Origin of the sequence: Micromonospora sp. H33, from assembly GCF_052068455.1 — a bacterium.
Lineage (GTDB): Bacteria > Actinomycetota > Actinomycetes > Mycobacteriales > Micromonosporaceae > Micromonospora.
In genome coordinates, this window is the sequence record NZ_JBQHDE010000014.1 from 133,414 (window position 1) to 157,620 (window position 24,207).

The following is a 24,207-nucleotide window of genomic DNA, read 5'->3' on the forward strand; positions in this document are numbered from 1 at the left end:
TGTCGCGCCCACGGAGCGCTCCACAGTGCCTGCCCACGCGGTCCTTTTGCCTGAGAGGTTCCGGGGAGGATTTGCCCCTTCGGCGCCGCCGCGGGTGGTTTCCGGGCGGTCTCTCCCACGTGGGTGCTACCGGCATGGTCAACGCTACCAGCGCACAGGAATCCCGCGCCCGTCGTACCCCCGCCCGCGCCTACGGCGCGACCGGCACCACCCCGACCGGCACCGCACCCGCCTCCCCGCCGCCGGGCGGCACCGCCCCCGCGGTCCAGTCGGCGAGCGCCGGCAGCAGCCGACCCAGCGGGGCGTCCACCGTCAGGGCCGCGTACGCGTCACCGCGCGTCGGGCCCTGGTTGACGATCGCCACCGGGATGCCCCGCTTCGCCGCCCGCAGCACGAACCGCCGCCCCGACATCACCGTCAACGACGACCCGAGCACCAGCAGCAGCCGCGCCGACTCCACCATCGCGAAGCAGCGGGCCACCCGCGCCGCGGGCACCGTCTCGCCGAAGAACACCACGTCCGGCTTGAGCATCCCGGTGCGGCACACCGTGCAGTCGACGGTCCGGAACCGGGCCACCGCCTCGTCGGCGAGATCCACGTCACCGTCGGGGTTGATCGCGGCCACCTGCGCGTCGAAGCCCGGGTTGGCCTCGGTCAGCCGCCGGTCCAGTTCCTCCCGGGAGGTGCCGTTGCCGCAGTCCAGGCAGACCACCTCGTCGAGGCGGCCGTGCAACTCCACCACCGCGCGGCTGCCCGCCGTCGTGTGCAGGCCGTCGACGTTCTGCGTGATGATCCCGTCGACCAGGCCGGCGTGCTGCAGGCGGGCCACCGACCGGTGGCCGTCGTTCGGGGCGGCCCGGGCGATCGTCCGCCACCCGAGGTGGCTGCGCGCCCAGTAGCGGCGCCGCGCCGCCGCATCGCGGGTGAACGCCTGGTACGTCATCGGGGTGTGCCGGCGGGCCGCGCCGCTGGGCCCCCGGTAGTCGGGGATGCCCGACTCGGTGGACAGGCCCGCCCCGCTGAGCACCACCACCCCACCGCCACCGACCAGGCGCGCCAGGGCGTCGACCATCTCCTCCGTCACCCGACCAATGCTGCCTCAACCTCCGCTCCCTCGCCCACGCACGCCCCCGGGCGGACCGCCCCACCCCCGGTTGATCAAGAAGTTCGGGTGCTCCGAGAGCGCGATTCCGGACCGGAACCTCTTGATCGACGCGGTCGTCCTCGCCGCCGGCGCCGGCCCGGGCGGCGGCGCCGCTGACCGTTCGCTCCCCAGTTGAGGGTTCGCCGCGGACTCACGAGCGAACGCGCAGCAAAAGCCTCAAAAAGCGCGTCAATGAGAAACTTGAAGGTGTGAACGCCGATGAGATGAGACGCCACATCCTCGACACCTTCGACGGGGTCACCGCCCTCGAGGCCGCCGGTGACACCTTCTTCATCTACGACCCGCACGGCGACCTACCCGCGCAACGGCAGTTCCCGTTCGCGACGATCGTCACCGGCGACCACTACGACACCGTGTCCGACCTGAGCCGAGCGGGCGCCTACCGGCTCAACATCGGGCTGACCCGGGCCCGCTACGCGGCGCTGTTCGGTCCCGCCCCGTCGCAGCGCGACGAGCAGGGCGTCCTGGACACCGGCGCCGACTACGCGGCGACGGACGTCCTGCTGCCGCACCCCGTCTACGCCTCCCAGCACTGGGTGTGCGTGGTGAACCCCGGCGACGCGACCCTCCATCTCGTCCGCACGTTGCTGACCGAGGCGCATGCCTTCGCCGCCCGTAAGTACGCCAACCACCGTGCCCGACGTTCACCGGCCTGACGCCGAACGTGGCGTGGGGCCCGGCCGACCGCCGACCCCCACGCCACGATCACCGCTGGCCGTGGCGGGGCAGGGCACCCTGCCCGGCGCCCGCGCCCACCGCCGGGGCGTCCTGCGCCAGCCGCTGCATCGTCCGCGCCAGGTGCTCACTGCCGTCGTCGAGGTGCCGCGCCGCCGCCTGCATGTGCGAGATCATCATCTCGCCGTAGATGCGCAGCGCCTCCCGCGCCGCCACCGAGTCGTCGAAGCTCGCCCCGGCCGACTCGCGGTACTCCTGCACCGCCCGCTCCGCCTCCAGGCGGGCCTCCTCCGCCGCGGCCCGCACGTAGCTCTCGTACTGCGCACGGGCGTACTCGGCGACCCGCCGGGCGTAGTCGTGGGCCTGGGCGATGATCTGCTCCGCCTCCCGCTGCGCGGCCGACAGCAGGTTCACCTCCTTGGCCGCCGGCATCGCCGACGCCGCCGGCGCGCTCGGCAGCACCCCGTGCCGGTGCAGCTCCAACTGGTTGTTGAGCCGCTCGTTCTCCGCCCGCAGGTGCGCGATCTGCGACGCCAGCACGTCCAGCTCGTCGGCCACCTGCACCCGGAACCGGTCCACGTCGGCGTTGTCGTAGCCGCGGCGGGTGAACGCGGCGGTGCCGAACTCCCACCGCCGCACCCGGTCCGCGGTCATCCGCACCTGCACACCACCGGAGACGTGCGCGCCGTCGTACCGGCTGATCTGGCTCGTGCTCACCGTATCCGCCCTTCGTTCGCGACCGCCGGGCTCGCCAGCTCACTCCTCGCGCTCACGGGACCTGCCTCTCATCCCCGGGTGACGGGGTCGCTGCCTGCTGCACCGCCGTCCGCCACGACGGGCCGTACCAGTGCGCGCCCAAGCCCTCGTGGTGCACCTGGCCGGCGTGGTAGCCGGCCCGGCCCAGCGCGGTCACCGCGTGCGACACCATGTCGTCGGAGCCGCACACGTACACGTGCCGGGACCGCCAGTCGCCGTCGGCCAGCGCCCGGTCCACCGGGTACGTGAACTCCCCCGGCCGGTGCAGGTCCATACCGACCACGTAGGTCACCGACAGCCACGGATACGACGACGCCAGCTTGTCGATGGCGTCGCTGTCGTAGAACTCCGTCCGCGACCGGGCCCCCACGTACAGGTCGACCCGCCGCCGGGAACCCTCCGCCGCGACCTGCTCGATCAGCGCCTTCACCGGCGCCCAGCCGGTGCCGGCGGCCAGCAGCAGCAGGTCCGCCGACCCCGCCGAGGCCAGGGCCAGCCGGTCACCGACCGGCGCCGACAGGTGGATCTGGTCACCCGTCGCGGACCCGTACACCAGGCGGGACGACACCACGCCGCCCGGCGCGGCCCGCACGTGCAGCTCCAGCGTGCCGTCGGTGCGGGGGGCGTTCGCCGGCGAGTAGTACCGCCACGACCGCACCGACGGGTGCGACACACCGATCGACTGGCCGGGAGTGAACGGCAGCAGGTACTGCGGGCGCAACGTCAGCACCGCCACGTCGAACCCCCGCCGCTCGTGCCCGACGATCTCCGCCACCCACCACGGCGGGTTGACCGTCTCCGCGGCCTGCGCGCCCTCGGTCATCACCTTCGCGACCAGCCCGTACGCGCCGGCCCAGTCCTGGGCCAGCTCCTCGGTCCACTGGTCGGCCAGGAAGTGCCGCAACGTGGCCAGCAGCGCCTCACCCACCGCCGGGTAGTGCTCGGCGCGGACGGCGAACTTGCGGTGGTCCGCGCCGAGGTCGGTGAGGAACCCGACCAGCCGGTCCACCTGGTCCACGTTCGACACGATGTGCCCCAGCGCGGTCACCAGCCGGTCCCGCTGTCCCGCCATGTTCGTCGGGAACATCTGGCGGGTCTCCGGGTGCGCCAGGAACAACGTCGAATAGAAGTAGAGCGGCACCTGGTCGCCGTGCGCGGCGACCAGGGACCAGCTCTGCTTGAGCCGGGCGACGTCCACGCTCAGACGCCCGCCCGGGTCCCGCCGGCCACCACCTGGTCCTGCACCTGGGCCAGCACCGCCTGCACGTCGGCGATGATGTCGCCCGGCACGCCCAGCTCGGTCAGCGTCTCGGTGAGGTGGCCGCCCACCAGCGCGTAGTGCGCCGGCGGGATGTTCAACGGTTGGTGCGCCTCGGCGAGGCCGCGCCCGGCGTACTCGTTCGGCCCGCCCAGCACCACGGTCAGCATCAGCACCATGTGCCGTCGCTGGGCCGGCATGTCCACACTGGTGAAGTAGCCGGCGAGCTCGGGGTCGGCGAGGACCTTGTCGTAGAACAGATCCACGGCCGCCTTGACCGAACCGGCACCGCCGATGCGTTCGTAGTGGGAGGTGGGGGCGGTCTCTTCGGTAACCGTCACGGTCGGTTCCTTCCGTGGTGAGGGGGCTCGCGCTGGGTCGGCGCGGTAAGGGGTCACGCCCGCCCGCTCCGGCGCATCGTCCGCGGTCGACGCCCGGAGCCAAGGTGGGCCGTGACGGACCATAGCGCGTCGCACGCGCCCGGTCACGGCCGCCCTATCGGATTCGCGACAAAAGCCGACAACAGAGGGTGATATAACGCCGCTCGGGCTGTCGACAGTGGGCGATCGGGCGTACGCGGACCGTCACCGGCCACGCACCACCCTCCACCGTGGACGTGACAATCCCATCAACCGCACCTCGGGGCGCCACCGGCGCTTCGTCCGCCCACCACCGGGACGCCGACGGCCCACCTGCACGACCAAACCCATCCCGACCCCCGCCGGCAGCGGCGACAACCCGCAGTAGTCAGCAGACACGACAACGCCCGGGCGCGTCACACACGCCCGGGCGCACACACCGCAACCGCAGAAGCCGTCAACCCGCCCGGCGCCGCGCCCGACGCGCCGCCAACTCGTCACCGACCACGTCCGCCGCCACCGGAGGCACCGGCTCCGTACCCGCCGGCTCCGCCGGCAGATGCGACAACGACCCCAGGATCTCCTTGAACGCGCCACCGATCGCGATGCCGAACACCCCCTGGCCGCCCTGCAACAGGTCGACCACCTCCTCCGGCGACCGGCACTCGTACACCGTCGTCCCGTCCGAGATCAACGTGATGCCCGCCAGATCCTCCACACCCCGCGACCGCAACGCCTCGATCGCCTTCCGGATGTTCTGCAAGGACACCCCGGCGTCCAGCAGCCGCTTCACGACCTTCAGCACCACCAGGTCCCGGAACGAGTACAACCGCTGCGTCCCCGAACCCGACGCGTCCCGCACACTCGGCACCACCAGACCCGTCCGAGCCCAGTAGTCCAACTGCCGGTAGCTGATGCCCACCGCGTGGCACGCCGTCACACCCCGGTAGCCCACCGCGCCGTCACCGTCCGTCGCCGACACCGGCGCGCCCTGCTCCGTACCCGAATCGGGATCCCGCGGCTCCTGCATTCCGGACAACCTCCCCGCCCGTGCGGTGACACGTCGATTCCGGGACGCGCACCCCTCGATACGGCAACCCTAACGCCGCACCGGACGGTTACCACGCAACAACAGCCACGACACGCCGCAGCCACCCCACACCGACACCCACCATCACCCAGTGTGACGGCGCCGGGTCGCGGTCAGCCGGCGAAATCCTCCGGACGCACCTGCTCCAGGAACTCGCGGAACTTCTCCACCTCGTCCTCCTGCTCGTCCGGAATCACGATCCCGGCCTCACTGAGGACCTCCTCGGCACAACGAATGGGCGCACCCACCCGCAACGCCAACGCGATGGAATCACTCGGCCGCGCCGACACCCGCACCCCGTCACCGATCAACAGGTCGGCGTAGAACACGTTCTCCTTCAACTCCGTGATCTCCACCGCCTGCAACGGCGCCTTCAACGCCGCCAACACGTCCCGCAGAAGATCATGCGTCAACGGGCGCGCCGGCTTGACCCCCTGCTGCTCGTAGGCGATCGCCGTCGCCTCGACCGCGCCGATCCAGATCGGCAGATAGCGGTCCCCCTCGACCTCCCTGAGCAGGACGATCGGCTGGTTGCTCGGCAGCTCCACCCGAACCCCGACCACGCTCAGCTCGCGCACCGCCGCCTCCGTGTCGTTGTCACCTACGCTGCACCGCGCCCTTTCCTGCACGGTACACGGACCGCGACACGGCCGTCCCACGCGCTGCAAGCGCCACGCCCGCGCCAGAAAGGGGTTACCCCGGCAAGCCTACGGCACGCTTCCCCGAACAGATCTTTCCGCACGGACACCCGGATCACCGGCCCAACGTCGACCGCAACCCCACCCGCACCAACGCCGCGTGCAACTGCTGCGACAACGCCACCAACTCCCGCGCCGTCTCCGCCGCCCGCGCCCGCGCCGCCGGATCACTCTGCCGCGCCAACGGCGCCACCAACTGCGCGAACAGACCCACCTCACGGTCCGCCGCCGACCGGTACCCCCGCAGGTGCCGCGGCTCCAACCCGTACGCCGCCAGACCCGCCACCGCCCGGGCGATGATCAACGCGTCCCCGTCGTACCAACCCGGCGGATCCGACACCACCACACCGAGCCGCTCCAACTCCACCAACGTCGACTCGTCGAGCCCGCTCCGCGCGACCAGGTCGGCCCGGCCCAGCCGCAGCTGCGGCGACTCGACCTCCGCCTCCCGCCCCGGCACCTCACCACCGGGACCCACCGCCACCAACTGCGGCCGCGACCGACCCGGCGGCTCACCCGTCGCGTCCCACTCCGCCAACTGCTCACGGATCACCCGCAACGGCAGGAACTGGTCCCGCTGCGCGCCCAACACGAACCGCAGCCGAGCCACGTCGTCCCAGCTGTACTTCCGGTACCCCGCCGCCGTCCGCTGCGGCTCCACCAGACCTTCAGCCTCGAGGAACCGCAGCTTCGACAACGTCGTGTCCGGAAAATCCACCCGCAACTGGGCCAGCACCTCGCCGATACTCATCAACGGCTGCGTACGGGCCGACCCCGGCGCGGCGGAGGCCGCAGGCTCGTTCACCCCCGGCCGGCCTCCTCCTCCGGGCGCGGACCGGCGATGAACACCACCCGGAACTTGCCGATCTGCACCTCGTCACCATTGCTCAACGTGGCCGCCTCGACCCGCTCACGGTTCACGTACGTGCCGTTCAGGCTCCCCACGTCCCGCACCGTGAACGTCCCACCGTCCCGGTGGAACTCGGCGTGCCGCCGCGACACCGTCACGTCGTCGAGGAAAATGTCACTGTCGGGGTGCCGCCCACTCGTCGTCACATCGTGATCCAACAGGAACCGGGCACCCGCGTTCGGACCCCGCCGGACCACCAGCAGCGCCATCCCCGGCGGCAACGAACCGGACATCCGGCTCGGCACCACATCGGTGTCCGGCCCCTCCAGGACCTCGTCGAGCGAACCGAGATTGAGCGTCGAAGTGACGTCGAGCGGGGGGAACTCGTCGTCTGGGCGCGTCATGGGACCACCTCACGGATCTGTTGCGTCGGCGTACGGGAATGGCGGGTCTGGCCGCCGGGCAGTCTCTCACCCGGCGGCTGGCTCCCCGTGCCAGGGAAGGCAATTCCGCAACGCTGAACTATCGGATTTCTCGGTCGACTGGGCGAGCCTAGCCAGCGCCGAAATGCAGGGCAACCGGACGCGCGGACCAACCGCCGCACCGGCAACGGGCACACTCAGCTCTCAGTGAGCTCGCGGTACGCGCCCGCCGACAGCAGCCCGTCCACCGCCGCCGGATCGTCCGGAGTAATCTCCACCAACCAACCCGCACCGTACGGATCAGTGTTGATCACCTCGGGAGTGTCGCCGAGCGCCTCGTTGCGCGCCGACACCGTCCCACTCAGCGGGGCGTAGATCTCCGACACGCTCTTCGTCGACTCGATCTCACCCAACGACTCACCAGCCGTCACCACCGCGCCCGCCTCATGCAGCTGGACGTACACGATGTCACCCAGCGCATCCTGGGCGAAGTGCGTGATGCCGACCCGGACGACGCCGTCGCCACCACCCGCCACCCACTCGTGCTCGGCGGTATACCGCAGATCCTCAGGAATCACCAGACGCGTCCTTCATCCCATCGATGCACCGGCCCCGAAGGAAACCGACGCCGGCCGCGGCCGGTCAGGAGACCGGACGGGCGTGTTCCAGCTCGATCGGCGCGTGCAGCGCCGAAACCTCGGCAGCCTCACGATCCTCGACGATCACCGTACCGCCGTCACCCGCGACCGTCGCCACCACCCCGCCCGGAATGTTCAACGCCGTACGCATCGTCGCCGGATCCCCGATCACCGTGATCGTGTACGGCCCCGTCAACCGCCGCCCGTCAACGATCAACGACCCGTTCTCCCCGTCCAGGAAGAACGTCGACGCGATGATCCGCACCGTCGCCCGATCACCACCGGAGATCTGCATCGCCTCCGCGCCCGCGCCCCGCAACTCCTGCACCGCGTCCAGCACCCGCGACGCCGAGGTCGGCTTCCCGCCACCGGCCTCGAACCGCACCGACAACCCCGGCCCCGTCGCCGGCAGCGTCCCCGCCAGGATCCCCAGCTCGTCCGCCCGCCGGGTCGCCTCCTGCAGCGCCGCCTGCCGACCCTGCTCACCAGAGCGCAACTGCCGCTGGCTCTCCTCCAACGTCGCGATGTCCTGCCGCAGCCGGACCTCCCGCGCGTTCAGGTCGTACAGGATCCGCACCAGGTCCTCCTGGCGCGCCGCCGACGTCGTCGGATCCGCCGACGTCGTCCGCAGCTGCTCCACCAGCGTGAACCCCAGCAACGCCAGCAGCACCGAGATCATCAGGGCGGCCGAACTCACCCGCCGCCGCGCACCGGCCGGCGCCGCCGCGGCCGGCTCCTCCCGCTCCGCCGCAGCTGCCGCCGACAGATCCACCGTCGGCTCACCACCGCCCTGCGCCGCCGGCTCCTCCGCCGGCGCGGCCTCCCGCTCCGGGGCGGCCTCCGGCGCCAACGGGCTCAACTCGTCCGGATCCGGCGCCTCCGGCCGCGGATCCGGCTCCCCCGCCGGACCCGACGGACGCCGCGGATCCGCCGGCTGCGGCCAACCGGTGCCCGTCTCGGTGTGCTCGTCGCTGCTCATCACCAACAACCTACGCCCGGAACAGGTGCCGGCGGATCGCCGCCACGTTCCCGAAGATCCGCACGCCCAGCACGACCACCACACCCGTCGACAGCTGGCTGCCCACGCCCAACTGGTCCCCCAGATACACGATCAGACCGGCCACCAGCACGTTCGAGATGAACGACACCACGAACTGCTTGTCGTCGAAGATCCGGTCCAGCTTCGCCCGCACCCCGCCGAACACCGCGTCCAACGCCGCCACCACCGCGATCGGCAGGTACGGCTGCAACGCCGCCGGCACCGTCGGATCGAGCCACAACCCGAGGCCCACACCCGCGAGCAACGCCAACACCGCGATCATCGACTACCTCCGGAGGGGCTGGGAGACGTCCCCGAACCGGACGCCCCCGGACTGACCGACCGACCCGACGGCGTCGGACTCGGGCTGGCCGGTGGCTGCGCGTAGCGTAGCCGCGGCTCCGGAGCAGCCGGCAACGTGAGGTCCTCCGCGTCGCGGATCCCGAACGACAAGCCGGTGTCCTCGGCGACCTTCCGCATCGTCGACGCGCTCCGGCTCCGCTCGTACCGCTCCCGCATCTCCTCCGGCCCGATCGCCGACACCTCGTACGGCCCCGTCACCGGCCGGAAGTCCACCAGGATCGCCTGCCCCGCCTGCCGGATCGTCGCCGTCGACGTCAACCGCTGACCGTTGATCGAGATCGCCTCCGCGCCCGCCGCCCACAGGTCGTTCGCGACCCCCTGCAGGTCGGTGTAGATCACCCGCGACGGCCCCGCGTCCGCATCGGCAACCGCGTCCTCGCCCGGCGGGGCGTCGGCCAGCCGCACCACCACGCCGTCACCACGCACCCGGCCCAGCCCGGTCCCCGCCTCCAGCTTCCGCAGCCGCGCCGCCTCCGAGCCGCCCAGCGCGGCGGCCCGCAGCCCGGCCACCTCCGCCCGCAGCTGGTCGGCCCGCTCCGACAGGCGGTCGGTCTCGGTCTCCCGCTGCTTGATCTGCTCCACCAAACCCTGCCGCGCCTGGGTACGCCCCGGCGCCTCCGCCACCGTCTGCCGGTACGCCACCGCGAACACGAAGCCCAGCACCACCAGGACGACCAGGCTCACCGACCGCACCGACCAGTGCCCCCACCGCGACGGCGGCGCCTCCCGCCGGCGCTCCGCCGCGTCCGCATACCCGGGGTCGAGCGGGTTGCGGAACAGCTCGGTCAGGAAGTCCGGCGCGTACACCCGCGCCGTGCGCTCCGGGCTCTCCGTCGGCGTGCCGGTCACCGCCCCGCCTCCCGCACCAGCCGGCGCGCCTGCACCACGTACATCCCGCCGGCCACCCAGTAGAGCACCAGGCCCCACCACGCCAGCCCCCAGCCGATCGCGCCGGCGGCCGTCGCGGCGGCCGGCACGGCCGCCGCGAGCAGCAGGATCGGGAAGGCGGCCAGCAGCAGGAACGTCGCGCTCTTGCCGACGTAGTGCACCGGCGGCGGCCCGTACCCGTGACGCCGCAGCACGGCGAGCGAACCCAGCAGGAGCAGCTCCCGGGCCAGCAGAGCCACCGTGAACTGCCACGGCACCACCTCGCGGGCGGTGAACGCCAGCAGCGTGGCCAGGATGTAGAGCCTGTCGGCGAGCGGATCCAGCAGCTCGCCCAGCCGGCTCACCTGGCCGAGCCGGCGGGCGATCCAGCCGTCCACCCAGTCGGTGGTGCCACCGACGGCCAGCACCACGATCGCGGCCACGTCGGCGCGCGGCACCAGCAGCAGGTACAGGAACAGCGGGACGCCGAGCAGCCGGACGAAGCTGATCAGGTTCGGCAGGGTGAGGACCTGGTCGCCCGGGTCGGCGGAGGCTCGTGGATGCCCTGCCCGAGCCGGCCGACGCGACACCGAACCTCCTCCGCGACGCGCTCCGGCGCCCGGCCGAGATCGGACGGTGCGGAGGCTCGTACGCACTGTCGGGCCGGCTGCCACCGGCTCCCCCTGCGGCCCCGGGCCCGGGACCGACTTCCGACGCGGCCCGCGATCACGTGGGATCACGGGCCGGCTGAGTTGCGCTGCCACTATATCCGCCCTCTCGCGGCTTCCCCGCTGTGCGTCGCCGCTCCTGGCGCGGGTCCGTGCCGTGTGGTGTGGGTCACATCGCGTAGAGCGTCCTAGGAAGCTAGATGATGGCGGGAGCAGGCGGCCTGGCCGCCACCGCCGGTGTGGCGGCCGCCGCCGCGGCCTGGCTGAACGCCAGGAGCGCGAGGAGCAGATGGCGGTGTCCCGGCCTGCGTTTCAGTCCGCTCCGCGCACGGCCACCCCGCCGTGGAAGGCGTCCGGCACCGCCACCGGCGGCCCCTCGGGGCGCCAGTGCGTGATCGGCACGATCCCGTCGGCGGTGGGCGTCCACCGGCCCAGCAACGGCCGGAACACCGCCGGCGCCCGCATCCGGAAGGCCGGCCCCATCAACGCCAGGGCCTGCGGGTACGCCGCCAGCTCCTCGGTGTCGAAGTCCACCGCGAGCAGGCTGCCCGGCCCGGTCGCCTCGTACAGCTCATCGAGGGTACGGGCCAGCGTCCCGTCGTCCAGGAACGCGGCCAGCCCCAGGAAGACCACCCCGACCGGCCTCCTCCCCCACCCCGGCACGAACCGGTGCAGCTGCGCCGGGTCGACGGTGCCGATGTCGGTCGCGTCGCCGAAGCCGTAGCCGGCCCGGTCGCTGTCGGCCAGGATCCGCTGGCCGAGCCGGATGGTGACCGGGTCGACGTCGGTGTAGAGCACCGTCGCGTCCGGGACGGCCTCGTGCACGTTGCCCCTCGTGGGCACGCCGGCGCCGAAGACCAGGAACCCGTCCACCCCCTCGGCGGCCATCGCCCGCACCGCCCGGCCGAGAAAGGCGCGCAGCTCCCGGAACACCGGCGCGCACGGCCCGTACGCCGACTCGAACGCGCGCGCGGCGGCGACGTCGACCGGGAAGTGGTGCTCCCCGCCGAGCCAGTGGTCGATCATGCGTGCGGTGCTGGGTTGGTCCGGCTCAACCATCGACGACGCTCCCTCCCCGGCGGCCGTCGCCAGCGTACCGACCGTCCTGTCTGGGCGGTATCGCCGCGCGACCGCGCCGTGACCGGGATACTGGCCCCGGAGGTGAGCGGGGTGAACTCGGCCAACGGCGCGGCGGTGGTGGTCGGCGTGGACGGGTCGGAGCCGGCCCGGCGGGCCGTCCGCCTGGCCGCTGTCGAGGCGGCCCGCCGCAACCGCCCGCTGCGTGTCGTCCACGGGTTCATCTGGCCGCTGCTGCGCGTGCCGGTCGACGCGCCGGCCGGCGGCCCGCCCGGCGCGGGACTCCGCCACCAGGCGGAGCAGCTGGTCGCCGCTGCGGTCGCCGAGGCCGAGGCGACCGTGCCGGACCTGCGCGTGTCCGGCGAGATCATCGACGGGGAGGCCGCCGCGGTCCTGCTCGGCGAGTCGCCGACCGCGGTGATGATCGTGCTGGGCGACCGGGGGCTCGGCGGGTTCAGCGCCCTGGTCGTCGGTTCCGTCGCGGTGCAGGTCACCACGTACGCCGACTGCCCGGTCCTGGTCGCCCGGGGCAGCGACCGCACCGACGGGCCGGTCGTGGTCGGCGTGGACGGCTCCGAGGTGTCCCGCCTGGCCGTCGAGTTCGCGGCGGAGGAGGCCGCGCTGCGCGGCACCGAACTGGTCGCGCTACACGCCTACCGGCACCCCGTCTCCACCGGCCCCGGCGACATGCAGCCCCTGGTGTACGACGAGAGCGACCTGCGCGACGAGGAGCAGCGGCTGCTGGCCGAGTCCGTCACGGGACTCGGCGACCGGTGGCCGGACCTGACCATCCGCCGCGCGACCGCCCGTGGCCGACCGGCGCGGATGCTCACCGAGGCGTCCCGGCAGGCGCAGCTGCTGGTGGCCGGCGGGCACGGCCGCAGCGAGTTGGGTGGCCTGCTGCTGGGCTCGGTGAGCCACTCGGTGCTGCACCACGCCGACTGCCCGGTCGCCGTCGTCCGCGCGTCACGCTGACCAGTCCGGGACCGCATCGACGTTCCGGCTCGACCGAGGACGTCGGCAGCGCCCTCGGCACGGTTGGCCGGCGCGCCGACGGGTAGACCAGCCGGGTACGCCAACGGCGAGGACGACCGGAGGAGGCAGTGATGCCAGGACCACGGCCGGGCAGCAACGCGTACGACAAGCAGCGAGCGCGCATCCGGGACGTGATCGACGATTCCGGACGGCGGGTGTCGGACCGCAAGGCGAACGAGGTCGCCAACCGGATCCTCCAGCAGGACCGGGGTCAGCGCGGCGTGGTCCGCGGCGAGCGGGTCTACGGCCCCAAGAGTGAGCGGGAAGCCGGCGACCCGAAGTGAGGGCGGCGGATCTGGCCGACGGGGTGATCGCCGGCGCGGTCGGCAGCAGCGCCCTGAACGCGGTCGCCTACCTGGACATGGCCCTGCGGGCCCGACCGGCCAGCAGCACCCCGGAGGAGAGCGCCCGCCGCGTCGCCCAGCTGGCGCACGTCGACCTCGGGCCCGAGGACCGGGCGGCCAACCGCCGCTCCGGCCTCGGAGCCCTGCTCGGCTACGGGCTGGGCGTCGCCGCCGGGATCGGCTTCGCGTTGCTGGCCCGGGGCCGGCGCATGCCGCTGGCGCTGGCCAGCGGGGTGCTCGGCGGCGGGGTGATGACCATGGCGGACGGGTCGCTGACCGCGCTCGGCCTCACCGACCCGCGCACCTGGCGTCGGTCGGACTGGGTGGCCGACATCCTCCCGCACCTGGCGTTCGGCCTGGCGGGAGCCGTCACCTGGAACCGGCTCCGGTCGCCGCACTGACCCGCATACCGCCGCGCCGCCCGTCCCCGTCGGGGCGGGCGGCGCGGGCATGTCAGCTTTCAGCTCTCGTCCTCGGCCACCGGTTCCTGCGCCGGGCCGTACGGGGAGACCTGCCCCTTGGGCACCGGGCGCCCCTCGTCACCGCGCGAGGAGCCACGGTTGAGCGGGTGACCCTTCGGGCCCGGCTCCTTGTTATCCTGGACGTTCGAGCCCCGGGCGTTGCGCCGGAACTCCTGCTGCTGCGGGTTCGACACGGGTGTCTCCTTCCGGTGGGGCGACGGCGCACCGCGTACACCGCCTCCCTGGTCGGGTACCCGCCGCCAACGTCGCCATGCCGGGCCGGCGCCGCCGGCGGCGGCGGGGAGGGCTAACCCGGCGCGGGACGGGTACGACCCGGTGGTGGGCGACGACCGGAGGACGGCGCGGGTGCTGTTGGAGCGGCGCGGACGCACGTACGCCGAGGAGGCCGGTATCCGGCTGGCCGACCGGCCCGGGCCGCTCTACCAGCTGCTGGTGCTCGCCACCCTGCTGAGCACCCGGATCCGGGCCTGCGTGGCGGTCGCCGCCGCCCGGGAACTCTTCACCGCCGGGTACCGCACCCCGCAGGCGATGGAGGCGGCGAGCTGGCAGGACCGGGTCGACGCCCTCGGTCGAGGCCACTACCGCCGCTACGACGAGCGGACCGCGACGATGCTCGGCACCGGCGCACGGCTGTGCCTGGACCGCTGGCACGGCGACCTGCGCCGGATGCACCGCGAGGCGCAGGGGCAGCCGGCCCGGCTGCGCCGCCTGCTGACCGAGTTCCCCGGCATCGGGCCCACCGGCGCGGACATCTTCCTGCGCGAGGCCCAGGCGGCGTGGCCGGACCTGCGCCCGTACGTGGACCGGCGCGCCCTGAGCGGGGCGGAACGGCTCGGCCTGCCCCGCGCCCCGGAACGGCTCGCCGGGCTGGTCGACGACGCGGACTTCGGCCGCCTGGCGTCGGCCCTGGTGCGGGTGGCGTTGGGCGAGGAGTCCGCCGGCGAGGTCACGCGGGCGGCGGACCGCTGAGCGCCCGACGGTCATTTCGCCGCGTTGTCCCCCGGCTTGGTCAGGTGCCACACGAGCAGGGCCGCGAGTACGGCGAGCACCACCAGGCCGCCGGAGATCCCCTCCCCCTCCTCGGGGTCCTGGCCGGTCGTCCCGAAGTAGATCACCGCGAGCCCGGCCAGCACCGTGACGGCGGTGCGCAATCCTCGGTCCTTCACGTTCAGCGACAGTATCCTCGTACCGCCCTGAATGTGACCGAATGCCACTTTTCCCCCCGACCGGGGACTCAGTCGACCTCCAGGTCGTCGAGGGAGATCTTGTGGCTCATCAGCCACCGGGCCAGCGCCGTCATCCCGAACAGCCACAGCGGTGCGGACTCGGTGGTGCCGTTGGTGGCGAAGATCGCGAAGCGCAGGTCCGGCGCCCGGTACGCCTCGATCCGCCACCGGTGCTGCCGGTCCCGCCAGACCGCCGAAGGGTCCATGGTCCGACGCTAGGCGACTCACAGCCCCGCCGGGGCCGGTTGCGCCCGCCCCGGCCGCCCGCTACGGCCCGACGACGATCCGGGTGTCGCCGGGCAGGCGGCGGGTCGCACCGCGCCGGTCCAGCAGCTCCAGCAGGGGTACGGCCACCCGTCGGGTGGTGTCCAACGCCTGCCGGGCGGTGCTGAGGGTGAACGGCTGCGGCAGCCCGGCGAGCACGCGTACGGCGTCGTCGAGCGCGCCGGGCAGCAGCACCACGTTGTCCGCCAGCCGTAGCAGCGCCCCGGCCCGTACGGCAGCGCCGATCTCGCGGGGTCCCAGCCCCAGGTCCGCGAGGTGGTCCGCCTCCGGGGCCCGGAACGGATGCGCGGCGTACGCGGCGCGCACCCGCGCGACGGCATGCTCCACCGGCTCGGGCAACGTGTCGGCCGGCGCGCCGGTGACCCGCCCCGCGTGCCGCCGCAGCGGGGGCCGCACCAGGGCCGTGACCAGCGCCCGGTCGGGCAGGTCGAGGCGCTGCCGCAGCAGCTCCACCGGGGCGCCGGGCTCCAGCGGGTGCGCCGTGGCGTACCGGTCGACCTCCTCGGCGAGGCGGGTGCCGAGCTGCCGCCAGTGCCCGGGGTCGGCAAGCCAGTCCCCGGCGACCGGCGGGCCCGCCGGGGCGACGCCCATCCGGGTGAGATCACCGGCCCGGGCCAGTCCCCGGCGGCGCAGTTCGCCGGCGAGGTCGGGGCGACCGTCCAGGGTGGCCAGTACGGCCGCCCGCGCGACCGCCGCACCACGACGGCGCAGCGGCGGGGGCGCCACGTCCAGCACGGTCACGCCGCCGGCGACGTGATGACGGCCCGGGTCGCGCAGCAGCGCCCGGTCGCCGACCAGCAGCGGCAGCCGGCGGGCCAGCCGCAGCCGGACGGTGTCCGTACCGAGCGGGCGGACCCGGGCGGGCACGGCGGCGGAACCGACGTGCAGGGTGAGGGTGGTCGGCAGGTCGGCCGCCGGGTCACCGGTCACCCGGACGTCGAGCAGCTCGGTGCGGTGGAACCGGTCCGCCGTGAGCAGGGCATCGCCCCGGCCGAGCCGCTCGCGCGGCGTGCCGCGCAGGTTGACCCCCACGCGGGCGACGGAGGCGACCTCGTCCCGGGCGGTGCCGAGGCAGTGCAGCCCGCGTACCCGAACCACCTCGCCGGTCGCGGCCAACTCCAGCTCGTCGCCGACGGCGAGCCGGCCGGCGCCCAGGGTGCCGGTCACCACCGTCCCGCTCCCCCGGACGGTGAAACTGCGGTCCACCCAGAGCCGCACCGGCGCGTCCGCCGCCGGGGCGGGCAGCGCGCCGGCCAGCCGGTCCAGGGCCGCCCGTAGCTCCGGCAGCCCGGCGCCGGTCACCGCGCTCACCGCCATCGCGTCGACGCCGCGCAGCGACGTGCCGGCCAGCCGGTGCCGCGCCTGCGCCAGCGCCGGCCCCGGATCGGCCAGGTCCGCGCGGGTCACCACCAGCAGCCCGTACGACACGCCGAGCGCGTCCAGCGCCGCCAGGTGCTCGGCCGACTGGGGCATCCAGCCCTCGTCGGCGGCGACGACGACCAGCGCCACCGGCACCGGGCCGACCCCGGCGAGCATGTTGGGCACGAACCGCTCGTGCCCGGGCACGTCCACGAAGGCGACCGTCCGGCCGGACGGCAGGGCGGTCCACGCGAACCCGAGGTCGATGGTCATGCCCCGGCGGCGCTCCTCGGCCCACCGGTCCGGCTCCATCCCGGTCAGCGCCCGCACCAGCGTCGACTTGCCGTGGTCGACGTGCCCGGCGGTGGCCACCACGAACATGCTCAGCCGTCCGCGGAAACGCGCAGCACGGCGGCGCGGACCGTGTCGTCGGCGTCGGCGGGGACGCAGCGCAGGTCCAGCAGCACCCGGCCGTGGGCCACCCGTCCGAGCACGGGCGGCTCCCCGGTCCGCAGTGGCCGCGCGTACGACTCGGGCAGGCTCAGCGCCCACGAGTCCAGCTCCACGCCGGGGGCGCCGCCACCACCGACCACGGCGACGGCCGGTACGACCTCCGCCTTGCACCCGTCGGCGGCGAGGGCGTCACGCAGTCGCTCGGTGCGGGCCCGCAGCGCCGCCGTGTCGGCGTGCAGCGCCGCCCGGGTGGGTGTCACCGGGTCCGCCAGGGTGGCGCCCAGCGCGGCGAGGGTCAGTTTGTCCACCCGCAGTGCCCGGGCGAGGGGGTGCCGGCGCAGCCGCTGCACCAGGTCGGCGTCGCCGAGCAGCAGCCCGGCCTGCGGGCCGCCGAGCAGCTTGTCGCCGCTCGCGGTGACCAGCGCCGCCCCGGCGCGCAGCGTGGACGCGGCGTCCGGCTCGTCGGGCAGCAGCGGATCGGGGGCGAGCAGCCCGGAGCCGATGTCGGTGACGACCGGCACGCCGAGGCTGGCCAGCGCGCGCACCGGTACCGCCGAGGTGAAGCCGCTGACCTGGAAGTTCGACGGGTGCACCTTGAGCACGAAGCCGGTGTCCGGCCCGATCGCGGCGGCGTAGTCGGCGAGGTGGGTGCGGTTGGTGGTGCCCACCTCGCGCAGCCGCGCGCCGGTGCTCTCCAGCAGGTCCGGCAGGCGGAAGCCGTCGCCGATCTCCACGAGTTCGCCGCGGCTGACCACGATCTCCCGGCCGGCGGCGAGGGCGGTGGCGGCGAGCACCAGCGCGGCGGCGCCGTTGTTGACCACGTGCACCGCCCCGGCGTCGGGAACCGCGGCGGCGAGCGCGTCGAGGACGTCCTGGCCGCGGCGGGCACGCCGGCCGGTGGCCAGGTCGAGTTCGACGTCCGTGTGGCCGGCGGCGGCCACGACCGCGGCGACGGCCACCGGGGACAGGGGCGCGCGGCCGAGGTTGGTGTGCAGCACGACCCCGGTCGCGTTGAGCACCGCCCGCGGGGCCGGCGCGGTGAGGGCGGCGAGCGCGGCGTCGCGTACCCCCTCGGGGGTGATCTCGCCCCGCCGCGCCCGCTCCTGGGCCCGGCGCACGGCGGCCTTGACCCGGTCGCGGCCGTGGGTGGCGACGGCGGCGGCGACCGGCGGGTCGGCCAGCAGCGTGTCGGTGCGCGGCACCCGCCGGCGTGGATCGGCGCTGCCGTCGGCTGTCACGTCAAACTCCCACGAGGCTTGGCGGAGACGGACGGGAATCGAACCCGCCTGGCCCGGGTCCCGGACCACACCGGTTTTGAAGACCGGGAGGGGCACCAGCCGCCTGAACGCCTCCACGCAGCATTTGACCACAGGGCGGCCCGCTCCGCCCGCCGGCCACCCGGGATCTGTCGGAGCCGCCCGCCCGCAGCCGATGTTCCGGCCGGCGGCACCGCATGCTCGCCACCGGATCGGCGGTGCGTCCGGCGGGTCAGAGCCCCCCGGCTCGGTCACTGACCGGCGTCGCCGTCCTCCGCCCGCCGCGCGAGGCGTTCCCGCTGCGGCACCACCGTGTACTTCGGATCGCGCGCCGAGGCGACCCCGCCGTAGAAGATCCCGAACCGGGTGGCCACCGACGCGGCGAGCAGCGCGACCCCGGACGCCCCGGAGATGACCCGGCTGCGCCGGCCGAGCAGCGCCCCGGCGACCCCGGCGACGGTCAGCGCCCGCGCCGCGCGCATCAGCCGGCCGGACCGGCCGGTCGTGTAGGGCTCGCTGAGCAGCCCGAGCCGGGTCTCCACCCGGTGCGAGCCGAACAGTTCGAGGGCCGCGCCGGCCACCGCCAGCCGGCGGGCCGGGCCCGCCTGGTCGGGCGGCGCGGCGAGCAGACCGACGCCGGCACCGCTGGCCAGCGCGCTGCCCGCGAAGATGACCGGCAGTTCCGGGTACGCCTCGTGCCACGACGGCACGGCCGTGCCGGCGAGCAGCACCCCCGTGTACGTGGCCAGGGCGGGCGCCGTCACCGCAGCGGCCAGCCCGGCGGCGTGCCCCACCGGTGGCAGCACCCGCCGGGCCAGCCCGGGCACTCCGCGCCGGGGCAGCCACGGCGCGACCTCGGCGACCGCCGCGAGCCCGGCCGCCGGCCCGTACGCGGTGAGGATCCACGTCCCGACCGACATCGGCGAGGTCGGCTTCGCCACCCGCAGCATGTGGTGGAACCGCTCCGGCCGGCCCAGGTCCTTGACGAGGAAGACCGCGCTCGCGGAGACCGCGGCGAGCGCGGTGACCCGCCCGGCCCGCCGCAGCACCGGCCGGCCGGTGAGCTGCCCGCCGGCGGCCAGCAGCGACGACCCGGCGGCCAGGCCGCCGGTGAACAGGTACGCGGCGATGTCCCACGTCCACACCGGGGGCTTGAGGATCGGCCGGCCGTAGTAGGAGGTGAACTCGGCCTCCGGAACGGCCAGGTCCTCGCCGCCCCGCCGGCCGCGGCGCCGCCGCAACGGGTCGGGTGAACGGTGCGGTGTGGGCGCCGGCCCGGCGTCCGCCGCTTCCGCGTCCAGCCGGTCCCGGAAGCGGCGGAACCGGTCACCGACGGGGGGACTCACGAGGACCCTCCGACGAACGCGGCGACGGCCGCCGCCGCCATGGCCAGGGCGGCCAGACCGGCCCGCTTCCACATCCGCGGCAGGTCCCGCGTCGTCACCACCGGGTCCGGTGGCAGCCCGTACACCTCCGGCTCGTCGAGCAGCAGGAAGAACGCCCCGTCGCCGCCCACGCCGTCGGTCGGGTCGTGCCCGTAGAGCCGCGCCTCCGGCACCCCCCGCTCGTGCAGCGTGGCGACCCGGGCGGCGGCCCGCTCCCGCAACTCGTCCAGGGGGCCGTACTGGATCGACTCGGTGGGGCAGGCCTGGGCGCAGGCCGGGGCCTTCCCGGCGCCGATCCGGTCGTAGCACAGCGTGCACTTCCACGCCCGACCGTCGCCCTTGCGCTGGTCGATCACCCCGTACGGGCAGGCGGAGATGCAGTAGCCGCAGCCGTTGCAGATGTCCTCCTGCACCACCACCGTGCCGAACTCGGTGCGGAACAGGGAACCGGTCGGGCAGACATCCAGGCAGGCCGCGTGCGTGCAGTGCTTGCACACGTCGGACATCATCAGCCAGCGGAAGTCGGTACGCCCTTCGGCGCTGCCGGTACGGCCGGGCGGCTGCGCCCCCGGCATGCCGAGGAACCGCGTCCCGCCGCCGGCTTCGGTGCTCGTCGCCATCCGGGCGGCCACCTCGGGCGAGCCCGGTGGCACACCCGGCTCGGTGCCGGTGTGGTTCGGGGTGGCGGCGGCGACGGCCGCGGACGCGGCGCTCACCGCCGCCTCGGTCGGGTTGCCCGCGAACGGCGGCGTCCGGTGCCCGGCCGGACGGGGCTGCTCGACGAACGCCACGTGCCGCCACGAGTTCGCGGTCAGCGCGCCGGTGTTGTCGTACGACATGCCGAGCAGGTCGAAGCCGGAGGCGGGAACGCCGTTCCACTCCTTGCAGGCCACCTCGCAGGCCTTGCAGCCGATGCAGACGCTCGTGTCGGTGAAGAAGCCCATCCGCGGCGGCGCCTCGGTCCAGCCGGCGTCCGGCGCGGGGTCGAGGGGCCCGTAGAGGCTGTTGCCCTCCAGCATGCTCATTCGTGCCCCCCGTCGGTGCCGGCGTCGGTGGTGACGATCGGGACGCCCCGCTCCGGGGTCAGCCCGGCCCGCCGCTGGTACTCGGCGACCAGGTCGAGCAGCGCCGGTCCGGTGGGCCGCCGGCCCCGCCGGATGTCGCAGGTGCCGACCTTGCTCTCCTGGATGAGCACGTTCGGGTCGAGCGTGATCCCGAAGAGGTCGTTGACCGAGTCGCCGGTCACCATGCCCTGGGGGCCGAAGTGGTACGGCAGCCAGACCTGGTGGATCACCCGGCCCTCGACCCGCAGCGGCGTGAGCCGGTCGGTGACCAGCACCTTGGCCTCGATCACCGCCCGGCCGCTGACCAGGTGCGCCCAGCCCAGATGGTCCAGCCCGACCTCGGCGGCCAACTCCGGGGACACCTCCACGAACATCTCCGGCTGAAGCTCGGCCAGCGGTCGCACGAACCGGCTCATCCCGCCGGCGGTGTGGTGCTCGGTGAGCCGGCTGACGGTGAACACGTACGGGTAGACCTGGCTGTGCGGCTCCGGCGGGCTCGGGTTGATCCGGTTCACCGGATGCCGGTAGATCTTGCGCATCGGGTTGCCCTGCTGCCCGTACATCGGGTTGCGCATCGGCGACTCGGGGGGCTCGTAGTGCGTGGGCAGCGGACCGTCGAGGACGCCGGTGGGCGCGTACAGCCAGCCCTTCCCGTCGCCCTGCATGATGAACGCGTCGTCGCCGGAGATCGCCTCGACCCCGGCGGCGCCCATCGGCGGCCGGTACGACGGCGGCTTCGTCCGCTCGAAGTCGGGCACGTCGTAGCCGGTCCACTCGCCCTTCTCCGGGTCCCACCAGACGTACTTCTTCCGCTCGCTCCACGGCCGCCCCTCCGGGTCCGCCGAAGCGCGGTTGTAGAGGGTGCGTCGGTTCGCGGGCCAGGCCCAGCCCCACTCGGCGGCCACCCAGTCCTGCTCGTGCCGAGGCTTACGCCGGGCCGCCTGGTTGACGCCGTCCTTGTAGACCCCGGAGTAGATCCAGCACCCGATGGCGGTGGAGCCGTCATCGCGCGCCTCCGTGAACGAGGACAGCGGGCGCCCGGTCGCCACCTCGTACCCGTTGATCTCCCGCAACACCGCCTCGGCGCTGGGCTCGGCGTGCGGACCGTGCGTGGGGTAGTCCCAGGCCAGGTCCAGCAGCGCCCGGTCCCGCGGCTTGTCCGAGCCCGCCAGCCGCTCCCGCAGCCTGCGGCCCAGGTGGTAGAAGAACCACAGCTCGGAGCGGGCATCGCCCGGCGGCTCGACCGCCTTCTCCCGCCACTGCAGCAGCCGCTGGGTCTGGGTGAAGGTGCCCTCCTTCTCCACATGCGAGGCGGCGGGGAGGAAGAACACCTCGGTCCGGCACTCCTCCGGCACGATCTCGCCGGTCTCCACCTCCGGGCTGTTCCGCCAGAACGTCGCACTGTCGATCATGAACAGGTCCCGGACCACCAGCCAGTCGAGGTTGGCCATGCCGAGACGCTGCGCCTTGCCGTGCGCCGAACCCACCGCCGGGTTCTGCCCCAGCAGGAAGTAGCCCCGTACCTTGCCGTCGATCATGTTCAACACCTGCTGGTACGTGCCGTGATCGCCCGTCATCCGCGGCAGGTAGCCGTAGCAGAAGTCGTTCTCCGGCGTCGCCGCGTCCCCCCAGTACGCCTTGAGCAGGCTGGCGGCGTAGGCCCGGGCGTCGGCCCAGAAGCCCTTCTGCCCCGGGTGCCGGATGCTGTCCACCCACTGCTGGAAGGTGGGGTGACTGGCGTGGTGCGGCATCGGCAGATAGCCGGGGAGCAGGTTGAACAGCGTCGGGATGTCCGTCGAGCCCTGGATGCTGGCGTGGCCCCGCAACGCCAGGATGCCGCCGCCCGGGCGCCCCATGTTGCCCAGCAGCAACTGGATGATCGCCCCGGTACGGATGTACTGAACGCCGACGCTGTGCTGCGTCCACCCGACCGAGTAGACGAGCGCGCCGGTCCGCTCCCGGCCGGAGTTCTCGGTCCAGGCCCGGGCCAGCTCGAGGAACTTCTCCCGCGGGATGCCGCAGACCCGTTCCACCATCTCCGGCGTGTAGCGGGCGAAGTGCCGCTTGAGGATCTGGTAGACGCAACGCGGATGCTGCAGCGTCTCGTCCCGCCTGACGCCGGCCGCCACCGGCATACCGTGTGACTCGTGGCGCAGGCCGGCCGCGCTGTTCCGCTCCTTGCCGGTGTCCTCGATCCCGCCGTCCCGCTCCTGGCCCGCGTACTGCCAGCTGGTCTGGTCGTACGCGCGCGTCTGTCGGTTGAAGCCCGAGAAGAGGCCGTCGAGGTCCTCGGCGTCGACGAAGTGCTCACTCACGATGGTCGCCGCGTTGGTGTAGGCCAGCACGTACTCCCGGAAGTCGAGCTCGTTCTCCAGGATGTGGTTGACCACCCCGCCGAGCAGGGCGATGTCCGTGCCCGCGCGGATCGGCAGGTACGTGTCGGCGAGCGCGCTGGTCCGGGTGAACCGCGGATCGACGTGGAAGACCTTCGCGCCGCGCTTCTTCGCCTCCATCACCCACTGGAAGCCCACCGGGTGGGCCTCGGCCATGTTCGAGCCCTGGATGACGATGACGTCAGAGTGCGCCAACGCCTGCTGGAAGTCCGTCGCGCCACCGCGACCGAAGCTGGTCCCCAGACCGGGGACGGTGGCGGAGTGTCAAATGCGGGCCTGGTTCTCGATCTGGAGCGCCCCCATCGCCGTGAACAGCTTCTTGATGAGGTAGTTCTCCTCGTTGTCCAGGGTCGCCCCGCCCAGACTGGAGATGCCCAGCGTCCGGTTCAGCGGTCGGCCCTCGCTGTCGACGTCCTCCCAGGTCTGCTCACGGACGGCGAGGATCCGGTCGGCGATCATGTCGAGCGCGACGTCCAGGTCCAGGTCCTCCCACTCCGTGCCGTACGGCCGGCGGTAGCGGACCTTGGTCTCTCGCAGTGGGCTGGTGACCAGGCTCTTGCTGGCGGAACCCTTGGGGCAGAGCCGGCCGCGGGAGATGGGGCTGTCCGGGTCGCCCTCGATCTGGACGACCTGCTCGTCCTTGACGAAGACCCGCTGCGCGCAGCCGACGGCGCAGTACGGACACACCGAGCGGGCCACCCGGTCCGCGGTCTCGGTGCGCGCGGTCAGCTCCGCCGACCGCTTCGACTGGGCGGCGGCACCCCGGCCGAGCGGGTCGGTGCCGGTGAGCTGCCGGTAGACCGGCCAGCCCTCGATGAAGGTCCGCAGACCCACCGCGACACCCCCTCCCCGGCCCCGACGCCGACCCCTCGAAGATAGGGCAGGCGGCCGACGCTCGCGACCCAAGGGCCGCGATCATCCTTCGGGGTACGTAGACAGCGCCGCCCCCGGGCCTGGTGTGGGCTCGGGGGCGGCGCTGGGGTGTCGGTGTGCAGGTCGC

Annotated in this window: 27 protein-coding genes, 1 tRNA gene and 1 riboswitch; of the genes, 5 read left to right on the forward strand and 23 right to left on the reverse strand. The window is 73.7% G+C overall.

Going from position 1 to position 24,207, the window contains the following annotated elements:
* Positions 1 to 28: 28 nt before the first annotated feature.
* Positions 29 to 128, reverse strand: a riboswitch (glycine riboswitch).
* Between the two features lie 62 nt (positions 129 to 190).
* Positions 191 to 1,093 carry an NAD-dependent protein deacetylase gene (locus tag ACTMS0_RS24820; RefSeq protein ID WP_441157691.1) on the reverse strand — a complete coding sequence of 301 codons (903 nt, stop codon included), beginning with the start codon at positions 1,091 to 1,093 and terminating at the stop codon, positions 191 to 193.
* A 275-nt stretch (positions 1,094 to 1,368) separates the two neighbouring features.
* Between ACTMS0_RS24820 and ACTMS0_RS24825 the strand changes: the two genes are divergently transcribed.
* Positions 1,369 to 1,821 (forward strand): DUF6194 family protein, encoded by a 453-nt coding sequence (locus ACTMS0_RS24825; RefSeq protein ID WP_441157660.1) that lies wholly within the window; start codon positions 1,369 to 1,371, stop codon positions 1,819 to 1,821.
* A gap of 49 nt (positions 1,822 to 1,870) precedes the next feature.
* Here the strand turns inward: ACTMS0_RS24825 and ACTMS0_RS24830 are convergent, their stop codons facing one another.
* The 13 genes from ACTMS0_RS24830 to ACTMS0_RS24890 form a co-directional block, all read right to left on the reverse strand.
* Positions 1,871 to 2,557: a DivIVA domain-containing protein gene (locus ACTMS0_RS24830; protein WP_441157661.1), complete on the reverse strand. Its 687-nt coding sequence runs from the start codon at positions 2,555 to 2,557 to the stop codon at positions 1,871 to 1,873.
* Positions 2,558 to 2,609: 52 nt separating this feature from the next.
* Positions 2,610 to 3,794: a globin domain-containing protein gene (locus tag ACTMS0_RS24835; protein ID WP_441157662.1), complete on the reverse strand. Its 1,185-nt coding sequence runs from the start codon at positions 3,792 to 3,794 to the stop codon at positions 2,610 to 2,612.
* Positions 3,795 to 3,796: 2 nt separating this feature from the next.
* On the reverse strand, positions 3,797 to 4,195 hold the full coding sequence (locus tag ACTMS0_RS24840) for a group I truncated hemoglobin (RefSeq protein ID WP_441157663.1): 399 nt from the start codon (positions 4,193 to 4,195) through the stop codon (positions 3,797 to 3,799).
* A 475-nt stretch (positions 4,196 to 4,670) separates the two neighbouring features.
* Complete coding sequence (locus ACTMS0_RS24845; RefSeq protein ID WP_441157664.1) at positions 4,671 to 5,243, reverse strand: MerR family transcriptional regulator; 573 nt, start codon at positions 5,241 to 5,243, stop codon at positions 4,671 to 4,673.
* Positions 5,244 to 5,416: 173 nt separating this feature from the next.
* Positions 5,417 to 5,881, reverse strand: a complete 465-nt coding sequence (locus ACTMS0_RS24850) for a bifunctional nuclease family protein (RefSeq protein ID WP_441157665.1) — start codon at positions 5,879 to 5,881, stop codon at positions 5,417 to 5,419.
* 175 nt (positions 5,882 to 6,056) lie between these two features.
* Complete coding sequence (gene ftsR / locus ACTMS0_RS24855; protein WP_441157666.1) at positions 6,057 to 6,752, reverse strand: transcriptional regulator FtsR; 696 nt, start codon at positions 6,750 to 6,752, stop codon at positions 6,057 to 6,059.
* Between the two features lie 50 nt (positions 6,753 to 6,802).
* Complete coding sequence (odhI, locus tag ACTMS0_RS24860) at positions 6,803 to 7,255, reverse strand: oxoglutarate dehydrogenase inhibitor Odhl (RefSeq protein ID WP_007071101.1); 453 nt, start codon at positions 7,253 to 7,255, stop codon at positions 6,803 to 6,805.
* 215 nt (positions 7,256 to 7,470) lie between these two features.
* Positions 7,471 to 7,851: a glycine cleavage system protein GcvH gene (gene gcvH / locus ACTMS0_RS24865; RefSeq protein ID WP_441157667.1), complete on the reverse strand. Its 381-nt coding sequence runs from the start codon at positions 7,849 to 7,851 to the stop codon at positions 7,471 to 7,473.
* Between the two features lie 64 nt (positions 7,852 to 7,915).
* Positions 7,916 to 8,890: a DUF881 domain-containing protein gene (locus tag ACTMS0_RS24870; RefSeq protein WP_441157668.1), complete on the reverse strand. Its 975-nt coding sequence runs from the start codon at positions 8,888 to 8,890 to the stop codon at positions 7,916 to 7,918.
* Between the two features lie 10 nt (positions 8,891 to 8,900).
* Positions 8,901 to 9,233 carry a small basic family protein gene (locus ACTMS0_RS24875; RefSeq protein ID WP_155332176.1) on the reverse strand — a complete coding sequence of 111 codons (333 nt, stop codon included), beginning with the start codon at positions 9,231 to 9,233 and terminating at the stop codon, positions 8,901 to 8,903.
* Entirely contained in the window at positions 9,230 to 10,162 is a 933-nt protein-coding gene (locus tag ACTMS0_RS24880) for a DUF881 domain-containing protein (protein WP_441157669.1), read from the reverse strand. Before ACTMS0_RS24880 ends, ACTMS0_RS24875 begins: the two co-directional genes overlap by 4 nt.
* Positions 10,159 to 10,770, reverse strand: coding sequence for a CDP-alcohol phosphatidyltransferase family protein (locus tag ACTMS0_RS24885; RefSeq protein WP_441157670.1), 612 nt, complete (start codon positions 10,768 to 10,770; stop codon positions 10,159 to 10,161). Before ACTMS0_RS24885 ends, ACTMS0_RS24880 begins: the two co-directional genes overlap by 4 nt.
* Before the next feature lie 390 nt (positions 10,771 to 11,160).
* Positions 11,161 to 11,907 (reverse strand): SAM-dependent methyltransferase, encoded by a 747-nt coding sequence (locus ACTMS0_RS24890; RefSeq protein ID WP_441157671.1) that lies wholly within the window; start codon positions 11,905 to 11,907, stop codon positions 11,161 to 11,163.
* 111 nt (positions 11,908 to 12,018) lie between these two features.
* Here ACTMS0_RS24890 and ACTMS0_RS24895 point away from each other — a divergent pair, with 111 nt between their 5' ends.
* The 3 genes from ACTMS0_RS24895 to ACTMS0_RS24905 all read left to right on the forward strand — a co-directional run bounded on the left by ACTMS0_RS24895 (position 12,019) and on the right by ACTMS0_RS24905 (position 13,705).
* Positions 12,019 to 12,900 (forward strand): universal stress protein, encoded by an 882-nt coding sequence (locus tag ACTMS0_RS24895; RefSeq protein WP_441157672.1) that lies wholly within the window; start codon positions 12,019 to 12,021, stop codon positions 12,898 to 12,900.
* A gap of 131 nt (positions 12,901 to 13,031) precedes the next feature.
* Entirely contained in the window at positions 13,032 to 13,244 is a 213-nt protein-coding gene (locus ACTMS0_RS24900; protein WP_441157673.1) for a phosphatidylethanolamine-binding protein, read from the forward strand.
* A complete protein-coding gene (locus tag ACTMS0_RS24905; protein WP_441157674.1) occupies positions 13,241 to 13,705 on the forward strand; it encodes a hypothetical protein in 465 nt (154 codons plus the stop codon). Before ACTMS0_RS24900 ends, ACTMS0_RS24905 begins: the two co-directional genes overlap by 4 nt.
* Positions 13,706 to 13,764: 59 nt before the next feature.
* On the opposite strand, the gene ACTMS0_RS24910 is transcribed toward ACTMS0_RS24905, so the two are convergent.
* Positions 13,765 to 13,959, reverse strand: coding sequence for a hypothetical protein (locus ACTMS0_RS24910; RefSeq protein WP_441157675.1), 195 nt, complete (start codon positions 13,957 to 13,959; stop codon positions 13,765 to 13,767).
* Positions 13,960 to 14,104: 145 nt separating this feature from the next.
* Here ACTMS0_RS24910 and ACTMS0_RS24915 point away from each other — a divergent pair, with 145 nt between their 5' ends.
* Positions 14,105 to 14,755, forward strand: a complete 651-nt coding sequence (locus tag ACTMS0_RS24915) for a hypothetical protein (RefSeq protein WP_441157676.1) — start codon at positions 14,105 to 14,107, stop codon at positions 14,753 to 14,755.
* A gap of 11 nt (positions 14,756 to 14,766) precedes the next feature.
* On the opposite strand, the gene ACTMS0_RS24920 is transcribed toward ACTMS0_RS24915, so the two are convergent.
* The 8 genes from ACTMS0_RS24920 to fdh all read right to left on the reverse strand — a co-directional run bounded on the left by ACTMS0_RS24920 (position 14,767) and on the right by fdh (position 24,041).
* Positions 14,767 to 14,937: an amidophosphoribosyltransferase gene (locus tag ACTMS0_RS24920; RefSeq protein ID WP_441157692.1), complete on the reverse strand. Its 171-nt coding sequence runs from the start codon at positions 14,935 to 14,937 to the stop codon at positions 14,767 to 14,769.
* An 83-nt stretch (positions 14,938 to 15,020) separates the two neighbouring features.
* Entirely contained in the window at positions 15,021 to 15,218 is a 198-nt protein-coding gene (locus tag ACTMS0_RS24925; protein WP_441157677.1) for a hypothetical protein, read from the reverse strand.
* Positions 15,219 to 15,279: 61 nt separating this feature from the next.
* Positions 15,280 to 17,037, reverse strand: coding sequence for a selenocysteine-specific translation elongation factor (gene selB, locus ACTMS0_RS24930; protein WP_441157678.1), 1,758 nt, complete (start codon positions 17,035 to 17,037; stop codon positions 15,280 to 15,282).
* 2 nt (positions 17,038 to 17,039) lie between these two features.
* Positions 17,040 to 18,347, reverse strand: a complete 1,308-nt coding sequence (gene selA / locus ACTMS0_RS24935) for an L-seryl-tRNA(Sec) selenium transferase (RefSeq protein ID WP_441157679.1) — start codon at positions 18,345 to 18,347, stop codon at positions 17,040 to 17,042.
* Positions 18,348 to 18,366: 19 nt separating this feature from the next.
* A tRNA-Sec gene (locus ACTMS0_RS24940) sits at positions 18,367 to 18,462 on the reverse strand.
* A gap of 154 nt (positions 18,463 to 18,616) precedes the next feature.
* Positions 18,617 to 19,711 carry an NrfD/PsrC family molybdoenzyme membrane anchor subunit gene (nrfD, locus tag ACTMS0_RS24945; RefSeq protein WP_441157680.1) on the reverse strand — a complete coding sequence of 365 codons (1,095 nt, stop codon included), beginning with the start codon at positions 19,709 to 19,711 and terminating at the stop codon, positions 18,617 to 18,619.
* The gene (locus tag ACTMS0_RS24950; RefSeq protein ID WP_441157693.1) at positions 19,708 to 20,769 is read right to left on the reverse strand and encodes a 4Fe-4S dicluster domain-containing protein; all 1,062 of its coding nucleotides are present in this window, start codon (positions 20,767 to 20,769) and stop codon (positions 19,708 to 19,710) included. Before ACTMS0_RS24950 ends, nrfD begins: the two co-directional genes overlap by 4 nt.
* Before the next feature lie 2 nt (positions 20,770 to 20,771).
* Positions 20,772 to 24,041 carry a formate dehydrogenase gene (fdh, locus tag ACTMS0_RS24955; RefSeq protein WP_441157681.1) on the reverse strand — a complete coding sequence of 1,090 codons (3,270 nt, stop codon included), beginning with the start codon at positions 24,039 to 24,041 and terminating at the stop codon, positions 20,772 to 20,774.
* Between the last annotated feature and the right edge of the window lie 166 nt (positions 24,042 to 24,207).